Origin of the sequence: Lysobacter enzymogenes (genome assembly GCF_017168095.1) — a bacterium.
GTDB classification, from domain to species: domain Bacteria; phylum Pseudomonadota; class Gammaproteobacteria; order Xanthomonadales; family Xanthomonadaceae; genus Lysobacter; species Lysobacter enzymogenes_D.
In genome coordinates, this window is the sequence record NZ_LXSD01000230.1 from 18,497 (window position 1) to 27,300 (window position 8,804).

The window sequence follows — 8,804 nt, forward strand, 5'->3', positions numbered from 1 at the left end:
TCGTCATGACTTCCTACCGTTCTTTGCTCGCCGCTTCGCTGCTGCTCGTCGGCGCGGGCGGCGCCTACTGGTGGTACGCCGCCAACGCGCTGCAGGCCGAAGGCGACCTGGCCCAGTCGCCGCTGAACTCGGTGGTGACCGTGCCGCCGTCGTTCGTCATGGCGGTGGACGACTCGGGTTCGATGACCTTCCAGACCTTGTTCCCGGGGCGCGACGGCACCGCGTTCTGGAGCATCGCCGGCGAGGACGACGGCGGCGCCGGCAAAGGCAACGGCTTCTTTACCGGCAGCAACGCCAGCGCGCGCCTGCGCACGCAGAACGACTCGTTCGATGTCGACGATTTCCAGTACGTGCTGCCGCAGCGCAACGCCTATCTGCAGACCGACTTCAGAAACATCGGCCGAGGCGCGATTCCGCCGTTCGACAAGTACGGCTTCGCCCGTTCCTCGGAATTCAACCCGGCCTACTTCAATCCGGACGTGACCTACGCGCGCTGGAAGAGGCCCAACGCCGCCCAGGAAATCGTCGACTTCCCCGATTCCGATCCCAAGGCCGCCAGTTCCGATCCCAACGACGTCAATGCGGCCAAGTACGACCTGAGCGGGATGCTGTTCGCCTTCGAACCGGCGACCAGCTACCGCGAGTACTTCATGGTCCCGCAAGGGATGACGATCCCGGCCGGCACCGAGTACTACCTGGCCCGGGCCGCCAACATCAACAACAATGTCAACAACTGCGGCGGCCTGACCTCGCGGACCGCGATCCCGAACACCCTCGACAAGGTCCCTGCCGGCGGCCTGCGCATGACCCGCAGCTGCTACGTCGCGTTGAAGTATCGGCCGGCGGTGTACTTCTCGACCTCGGACAAGGCCGGTGTCGCTTCGGGCTACACCGCGACGCCGCTCAAGGTCGACAACGCCTGCGGCAAGGGCTGCGCGCTGTACAAGTACGAAATCGTTTCCGGCAACTATGCGGCGGCCGCCGACTACCAGAAGGCCATCACCAACTTCGCGAACTGGTTCAGCTACTACGGCAACCGCAGCCGCGCCATGAAGGCCGCGCTGACGTTGTCGCTGGAATCGGTGACGAAGATGAACGTGGGTATGTTCACGATCAACAGCTACACCGGCGACGTGAGCAATCCCACCTACGCCAATGTCGCCATGCGCGACATGAACTCCAGCGCGGACAAGAAGGCGCTGTACGAAGAGTCGCTGCTCACGCTGGGCGCCAACGGCGGCACGCCGAACCGTTGGGCGGTTCGCCATCTGGGCCGCCAGTTCAGGCGCACCGACGACGCGGCGCCGGTCAAGTCGGCCTGCCAGATCAACGCCGGCATGCTGTTCACCGACGGCTACAGCAACAGCGACGGCCCCGGCCTGGACACCGGCCTGCTCGGCGACGGCAACATGCCGGCGCCGCTGAAGGATTCGTTCAACAACACCCTGGCCGACACCGCCGCGGCGTACTACCAGACCAACCTGCGCCCCGACATGGCCCAGGGCAAGGTGCCGGTGCCGGACGCGTGCAAGACCACGCCGGACGATCCGCGCCTGGATTGCAACAAGAATCCGCACATGAATTTCTACGGCGTCACCCTCGGCGCCAAGGGCAACATCTACGGCAACACCTACGATCCCAAGACCAACACGCCGGATCCGTACGTGACCTTCCCGGCCTGGGAAGCGCGCCAGAACGACAATCCGAGCACGGTCGACGAAATCTGGCACGCGACGATGAACGCGCGCGGCAAGTTCATCAACGCCACCACCCCGGCCGACATCACCAACGCGATGCGCGAGATCCTGGCCTCGGTCGGCGGCGGCGCGACGCCGTCGGGCAGCCTCGGCCTGACCGGCGCGCGCGTCGGCGCCAACACCTTCTCGGTGACGCCGAGCTACGAGATCGCCAACAACGGCACCGACTGGTTCAGCAAGCTCAACGCCGACAAGGCCAACTTCGACCAGGTCTCCGGCAAGGTCACCTTCACCGCGATGTGGGAAGCCTCGGCCCTGCTCGAAGGCGCCAGCCGCAACATCCGCTATGGCGCGCTCGCCGCCGGCACGGTCAAGCCCACGCTCAAGGACTTCCAGGCCACCAACCTCGGCGCCACCGACGCGGCCGCGCTGGCTGCGCTGTGCAGCGACTCGCTGCAGACCTGCTCGGGCAAGTTCAACCGCATCGACAACGGCAACGGCATTCCGGCCGCGGCGGCGGTGGCCTACCTGCGCGGCTCGCGCACCGACGACGGCAAGCGCCTGCGCAAGCGCACCACCTTGCTCGGCGACATCGTCAACTCCACGCCGGTGCTGTCGGCCAAGGGCGACGACTACGGCTATCGCGGCCTGCGCACCAGCGCCGGCGGGCTGGACCGCTTCAACTACGCCGCCTATCTGAAGTCGAAGGTCGACGCCAACCGCAAGCCCTTCGTCTATGTCGGCGCCAACGACGGCATGCTGCACGCCTTCGACGGCACCGACGGCCGCGAGGCGTTCGGCTACATCCCGTCGACCGCGCTCGGCCACATGGGCAACCTGCTGTTCCCGTACAACGCCGCCGACCGCAACAACCAGATCTTTACCCACCGCTATTTCGTCGACGGCAAGATCACCGTGTCCGACGCCTACGACGGCGGCAACTGGAAGACCGTGCTGGTCGGCAGCGTCGGCGCCGGCGGCCGCGGCGTGTTCGGCATGGACGTGTCGGCCCAGACCACGCTGAACGTGCTGTGGGAGATCACCGACAAGTCCGGCGCCGCCAACGGCGGCAACGACATCGGCAGCGTGCTCGGCAAGGCCGCGATCGTGCCGGTGATCGACGCCGGCGGCACCGTGAAGTGGAAGGCGATCTTCGGCAACGGCTACAACAGCGTCAACGGCAAGGCCGTGCTGTTCGTGGTCGACATGATGGACGGCAGCGTCAAGACCATCACCGCCGAGGAAACCGGCGCCAACAAGCCGACGCGCGCCAAGAACGGCCTGGGCAACGTGGTGGTGATCGACCGCTACCAGGGCACCACCGGCGCGACCGTGCGCGACGGCTACGCCGACACCGTCTATGCCGGCGACCTCAACGGCGCGGTGTGGAAGTTCGATCTGCGCAACAATTCCGTCGCCTTCAACGGCGCGCCGCTGTTCATCGCCCGCTCGCAGGACGACTACAACAAGCGCCAGCCGATCATCGGCGGCTTCGAAGCCACCACCGTGCGCAACAACGTGATGATCTACTTCGGCACGGGCAGTTTCGCCTTCAACAACGACCCGACCAACAAGGACATGCAGAGCATCTACGGCATCATCGACAACGGCACCGTCGTCGATGGCCGCAGCAAGCTGCGCCAGCAGTTCATCAGCGCCGAGTCGAACGGCTCGCGCATGATCAGCAACAGCCGCCTGGCGGCGGCGCAGCGCGGCTGGTTCGTCGACCTGGGCGTGGATACGTCCGGCAGCGGAAACCCGGTCGCCACCGGCGAACGCATGATCGGCTACCCGCGCCTGCAGAGCGGCATCCTGTTCGTGCCGACCTACGACCCGAGCAGCACCGACGCCTGCGCCACCGACGGCAACAACTGGCTGTACGGTCTGGGCGCGGTCGACGGCAGCGCCGGCCTGGACTACGCCACCATCGACGGTCCGAACGGGACCAAGCTGGCGGCCGGCACCGGCGCGGAGAAGCTCAAGTCCTCGACCAGCACGCCGATCACCGCGCCGGTGACCGAAGTGGGGGTGATGGCGATGGACAAGATCAGCTACGTGTCCGACACCGCCACCGGCAAGGACATCGAGGACGCCAAGAATTCGCGGTGCTCGTTCATGGCGCAGGCGTCCGGCTCGCGGCCGTACTACCTGCCGCGCCCCTGCGGTCGCCAGTCCTGGCGCCAGATCCGATAACTGAGGAACCCAGATGAAGCTGCAGCGGGACAAGCAAGCCTCGGCGCGGGCCGAGCGGGGTTTCACCATCATCGAGCTGCTGATCGCGCTGGCGATCGTGGCGATCCTGGTGGGGGTGGCGGTGCCCACCTACCAGGACAGCGTGCGCAAGAGCCGGCGCGGCCAGGCCAAGGCCGACCTGGCCGAGGCCGCGCAGGCGATGGAGCGCTTCTACACGCTGAACAACTCCTACGTGGGCGGCGGCAAGACCACCGTGGCCGACTACGCCGGCTTCGGCCAGTCGCCGCAGAAGGGCACCAAGTTCTACGATCTGTCCTTCAGCGGCGCGGTCGCCGCGGGTACGTTCAAGATCGTGGCCAAGCCGGTCGCCGGCACCGGCCAGGAAAAGGACGTCTGCGGCACCTTGTCGATCGACAACACCGGCAAGAAAGAGCCGGCGACGCCGGAGAAGTGCTGGAACTGAGGCCCGGCGTCCGCCGCCGGCCGCGCGCGGCCCGTTCGCCGGTCAGGCGGGCGGGCCGTGCCGATTCTGGCGGCTGGGTGTCCGGCTGCAGGTTCCTGACCGCAGCGTCCCGCGCCGCCGAGGCCGTCTCACCCGCTGAGACGGCATTCGCTAAACTGCCCGATTCGCACAAGCGCGGGCCGCAGCAATGGACGACACCCCCCAGTCCTCCGAATTCCGCTTGGTAGCGCCGTATGAGCCGGCGGGCGACCAGCCGCAGGCGATCGAGCGGCTCAGCGCCGGTTTCGAGAACGGCCTGGCCCACCAGACCCTGCTCGGCGTCACCGGCTCGGGCAAGACCTACACCATCGCCAACGTGGTCCAGCGGGTGCAGAAGCCGACCCTGGTGATGGCGCCGAACAAGACTTTGGCGGCGCAGCTGTACGGCGAGTTCAAGGCGTTCTTCCCGCACAACGCGGTCGAGTACTTCGTCAGCTATTACGACTATTACCAGCCCGAAGCCTACGTCCCGTCCAGCGACACCTTCATCGAGAAGGACAGCTCGGTCAACGAGCACATCGAACAGATGCGGCTGTCGGCGACCAAGGCCCTGCTCGAACGCCGCGACGCCTTGATCGTATGCACCGTGTCGGCGATCTACGGCCTGGGCGATCCGAACGAATACTTCCGCATGGTCCTGCACATGGTGCGCGGCGAGCGCATCGACCAGCGCGAGCTGATCCGCCGCCTGACCGAGATGCAGTACACCCGCAACGACACCGAACTGCGCCGCGCCACCTACCGCGTGCGCGGCGAGGTCATCGACGTGCATCCGGCCGAAAGCGACGCCCAGGCGCTGCGGATCGAGCTGTTCGACGGCGAGATCGAGAACCTCTCGCTGTTCGATCCGCTGACCGGCGAAACCCTGGAAAAGGTGCCGCGCTACACGATCTATCCGGGCTCGCACTACGTCACCACGCGCCGCACCGTGCTCGACGCGATCGAGACGATCAAGGAAGAGCTGCGCGAGCGCCTGGAGTACCTGTACGCCAACAACAAGCTGGTCGAGGCGCAGCGCCTGGCCCAGCGCACCCAGTTCGACCTGGAGATGCTGGCCGAGGTCGGCTACTGCAACGGCATCGAAAACTATTCGCGCCACCTCAGCGGACACATGCCCGGCGAGCCGCCGCCGTGCCTGTTCGACTACCTGCCGCCGGACGCGCTGCTGGTGGTCGACGAATCGCACGTGACCATCCCGCAGATCGGCGCGATGTACAAAGGCGACCGCTCGCGCAAGGAAACCCTGGTCGAATTCGGTTTCCGCATGCCCTCGGCGCTGGACAACCGGCCGCTGCGCTTCGAGGAGTGGGAAGGGCGCTCGCCGCGCGCGATCTTCGTCTCGGCCACGCCGGGCCCGTACGAGCTGCGCACTTCCGAGGGCGAGATCACCGAGCTGGTGGTACGCCCGACCGGCCTGGTCGATCCGCAGGTGGAGATCCGCCCGGTCGCGACCCAGGTCGACGACGTGCTCGGCGAGATTCGCGAGCGCGTGGCGATCGGCGACCGCGTGCTGATCACCACCCTGACCAAGCGCATGGCCGAGAACCTCACCGAGTACCTGGGCGAGCACGGGGTCAAGGTGCGCTACCTGCATTCGGACGTGGACACGGTCGAGCGCGTGGAAATCATCCGCGACCTGCGCCTGGGCAAGTTCGACGTGCTGGTCGGCATCAACCTGCTGCGCGAAGGCCTGGACATGCCCGAGGTGTCGCTGGTGGCGATCCTCGACGCCGACAAGGAAGGCTTCCTGCGTTCGACCGGCTCGCTGATCCAGACCATCGGCCGCGCCGCGCGCAACCTGCGCGGCAAGGCGATCCTCTACGCCGACCGCATCACCAATTCGATGCAGCGGGCGATCGAGGAGACCGACCGGCGCCGGCAGCGCCAGGTCGAATACAACGAGCAGCACGGGATCGTGCCCAAGTCGGTGGCCAAGGCCGTGGTCGACATCATGGAAGGCGCGCGGGTCGATCCCGAGGCGCTCAAGGCGCGCGGCAAGGCGCGCCGGGTGGCCGAGGAGCGGGCCGAGTACGCGGCGCTGTCGCCGGCCCAGTTCGCGGCCCGGATCAAGCAGCTGGAACAGCAGATGTACCAGCACGCGCGCGACCTGGAATTCGAGCAGGCCGCAGCGGTGCGCGACCAGTTGCGGCAACTCAAGGACGCCGGTTTCGGCGCCTGAGGCGTCCGCGGCCGCGGGTTCGCCGCGGCTGCGGGTCTGCGCCGCGGCGACGGTTGCGGCGGCGCAAAAAAACGCTTGTCCCGCGTCGGGCTCTGGGCTAGACTGCGCTCCCTTCGCCGGGGAGCTTCACGAAAGATTCGGCGACGGGCGATTAGCTCAGCGGTAGAGCACTACCTTGACATGGTAGGGGTCACAGGTTCGAACCCTGTATCGCCCACCAATTTAAGCGATTGAACGGCGGGGCCTTTCGGGGCTCCGCCGTTTTCGCTTGCGCGGCCGGGTGTCATCGCGGTGGCATCGCTCCCGCGGTCGCGGCCGTCTCGGGTCGAGCGCGGCTCGTCCATGTCGGCCGGCTTCGGCAGCGAGGCCCGGGCAGTCCAAGGCGAGCGCTGCGCCAGGGCTGCGAGCTACGGAGTTTTCCCGTATCCAGCCGGGTTTTCGCCGCGCTGCGGCGGCTTGCGCAGGCGCGCAACCGTCGTCACTTTTTCTTCACGCCATTTGAGCCCGGAAGTAGGCTGCTTTGCCGAATTTGGCGTGTCGCCCGGTGCCTTTTGCGGGCGCTAACTGCTTGCCCACAGGCACTTTTTTTCCGCCTGTCCGGCGGCACTGGAACAATTGACGGGGCCAGGCGTCTTGCCGCGTGCGAACCCGGCTTCCTATCTTCGGATCGCGGCGATCCGCCGCCTTGCTAACGGAGTAGTAGGTTATGAGCGAACAGACCCGCCTGATCGGCCGCATGGTCGCGATCGAATCCGAGCAGATGGAAGGCGCCGAGCAGAACGCCGCGTTCGTGGCCGCGACGACCTATCGCCGCACCAGCCCGTTCAACGAGATCGATTTCGCCGACAACGGCGACCATATTCCGTAATCCGGCCTTCCCGGACTGCGCAAGATGGCCACGGGCCGGGAGGCGACGCCTCCCGGCCCGTTCGTTTTCCGCGGCCGCGCGGGCGCGGCGCCCGCGCCGGCGGCGCTCACTCGCGCATCTGGAACACCTGCGGCAGCGGCACGTGGCGCTGCGCGTCCGGCTCGGCCTCGCCGCGTTCGCCGCGCGATTCCCAGTAGTCGCGATAGCGGTACGCCGGTTCCCGCCAGTCGTAGACGAAGGCCGGGTCGCGGCTGCGCAGGAACGCGACCGCGCAATCCATCAGCTGTAGGCCGGGGTTGATCGCCTCCAGCCACATGAACTGGCCCATTTCGTTGACTTCCAGGAATACGTAGCGGCCGTCGCGGGTGACCACGATGTCGATGCAGCCGAACACCAGCCCCAGCCGCGCCATGACCTGCAGGCAGCGCGCCTGCACCGCCTCGGGCAGGGCGTAGCGCTCGCAGCCCATGCGTTCGTCGAAGTCGTTGGCGCGCCAGTCGGTGAGGTAGTCGCCTTCGCGCTGGGAGTGCAGGCGCGCGGCGATCACGGTATGGCCCATCACCGTCACCCGCAGCTCGTAGGCCTTGTCCAGCAGCGGCTGGTAGATGCCCGGCGCGTTCGACAGCGCCGCGTCCTCGCGCAGCAACTCGTCGGTCAGCGCGGTGGTGAAGGTGCCGCGGACCTTTTCCTCGCTCTCGCTGATCCAGGCCGCGGCGGTGATCGGCTTGTAGATCGCGCGGCCGCCGTGCTCGCGGTAGAACGCGCGGATCGCCTCGGGGTCGTTGGAGATCAGCGTCGGCGGCGTGTCCAGGCCGACCGCGGCGGCGTGGTGCAACTGCACCGCCTTGCGGTCGGCCAGCGCCTTGGCCCGCACCGGGTTGACCCAGAAGCGCTCGCGCTGCGCATCGAGCAGGTTGATGGTCGCGCGTACGAACTCGGTGGATTCCAGTTGGGCGAAGCGGACATCGGCCGGGTGCAGCTGCTGCGACGGCGCCGGCTGGTACCAGCGGCGCAGCCACACCGCATCGACGTCGGCAGTGTCGAAGTCGCATTCGTGGCGCAGGCAGTGCAGCGACACCGCCGCCGGGCCGCCGCCGGTGCGCAGGCTCACGCCGTGCTTCTGCGGATAGTCGTGGGTGTACCAGACGTGGACGCGTTCGCCTTCGTTCTCCAGCGCCCAGGCCACCGAGCGGGCGTGGATGTCCCAGGGGTCGGAGACAATCAATGTCGTCATGCGCGTTTCCTTCAGTCGGTAAGGGCGGGAGCCGGAGGCGGAACGGGTTCGGGCGCGGCGCCGGCGTTTGCGTTCGCGTCGGCGCGCGAGGGCGAGGCGGGCGCGTCGGCGTTGCGCGCGGCCGCGGCGTC

5 protein-coding genes and 1 tRNA gene are annotated in these 8,804 nt (G+C 67.4%); 5 read left to right on the forward strand and 1 reads right to left on the reverse strand.

What is annotated here, in order from left to right:
- The first annotated feature begins 5 nt into the window (after window positions 1-5).
- The 5 genes from A7A76_RS05985 (at window position 6) to A7A76_RS06005 (ending at window position 7,439) form a co-directional block, all read left to right on the forward strand.
- On the forward strand, window positions 6-3,890 hold the full coding sequence (locus A7A76_RS05985) for a pilus assembly protein (protein WP_206410334.1): 3,885 nt from the start codon (window positions 6-8) through the stop codon (window positions 3,888-3,890).
- Window positions 3,891-3,903: 13 nt separating this feature from the next.
- The gene (locus tag A7A76_RS05990; protein WP_206410335.1) at window positions 3,904-4,353 is read left to right on the forward strand and encodes a type IV pilin protein; all 450 of its coding nucleotides are present in this window, start codon (window positions 3,904-3,906) and stop codon (window positions 4,351-4,353) included.
- Between the two features lie 187 nt (window positions 4,354-4,540).
- The gene (uvrB, locus tag A7A76_RS05995) at window positions 4,541-6,571 is read left to right on the forward strand and encodes an excinuclease ABC subunit UvrB (protein WP_206410336.1); all 2,031 of its coding nucleotides are present in this window, start codon (window positions 4,541-4,543) and stop codon (window positions 6,569-6,571) included.
- Window positions 6,572-6,716: 145 nt separating this feature from the next.
- Window positions 6,717-6,791: transfer RNA gene (locus A7A76_RS06000), tRNA-Val, on the forward strand.
- 486 nt (window positions 6,792-7,277) lie between these two features.
- Window positions 7,278-7,439, forward strand: a complete 162-nt coding sequence (locus tag A7A76_RS06005; protein ID WP_206410337.1) for a hypothetical protein — start codon at window positions 7,278-7,280, stop codon at window positions 7,437-7,439.
- A gap of 106 nt (window positions 7,440-7,545) precedes the next feature.
- Here A7A76_RS06005 and A7A76_RS06010 read toward each other — a convergent pair whose 3' ends face one another.
- Window positions 7,546-8,673 carry an MvdC/MvdD family ATP grasp protein gene (locus tag A7A76_RS06010; protein WP_206410338.1) on the reverse strand — a complete coding sequence of 376 codons (1,128 nt, stop codon included), beginning with the start codon at window positions 8,671-8,673 and terminating at the stop codon, window positions 7,546-7,548.
- Window positions 8,674-8,804 lie beyond the last annotated feature (131 nt).

Coding starts and splice junctions, on each gene's coding strand:
- A7A76_RS06010 (WP_206410338.1), bottom strand. CDS start 8,673: ATGACGACATTGATTGTCTCCGACCCCTGGGACATCCACGCCCGCTCG.
- A7A76_RS05985 (WP_206410334.1), top strand. CDS start 6: ATGACTTCCTACCGTTCTTTGCTCGCCGCTTCGCTGCTGCTCGTCGGC.
- uvrB (WP_206410336.1), top strand. CDS start 4,541: ATGGACGACACCCCCCAGTCCTCCGAATTCCGCTTGGTAGCGCCGTAT.
- A7A76_RS06005 (WP_206410337.1), top strand. CDS start 7,278: ATGAGCGAACAGACCCGCCTGATCGGCCGCATGGTCGCGATCGAATCC.
- A7A76_RS05990 (WP_206410335.1), top strand. CDS start 3,904: ATGAAGCTGCAGCGGGACAAGCAAGCCTCGGCGCGGGCCGAGCGGGGT.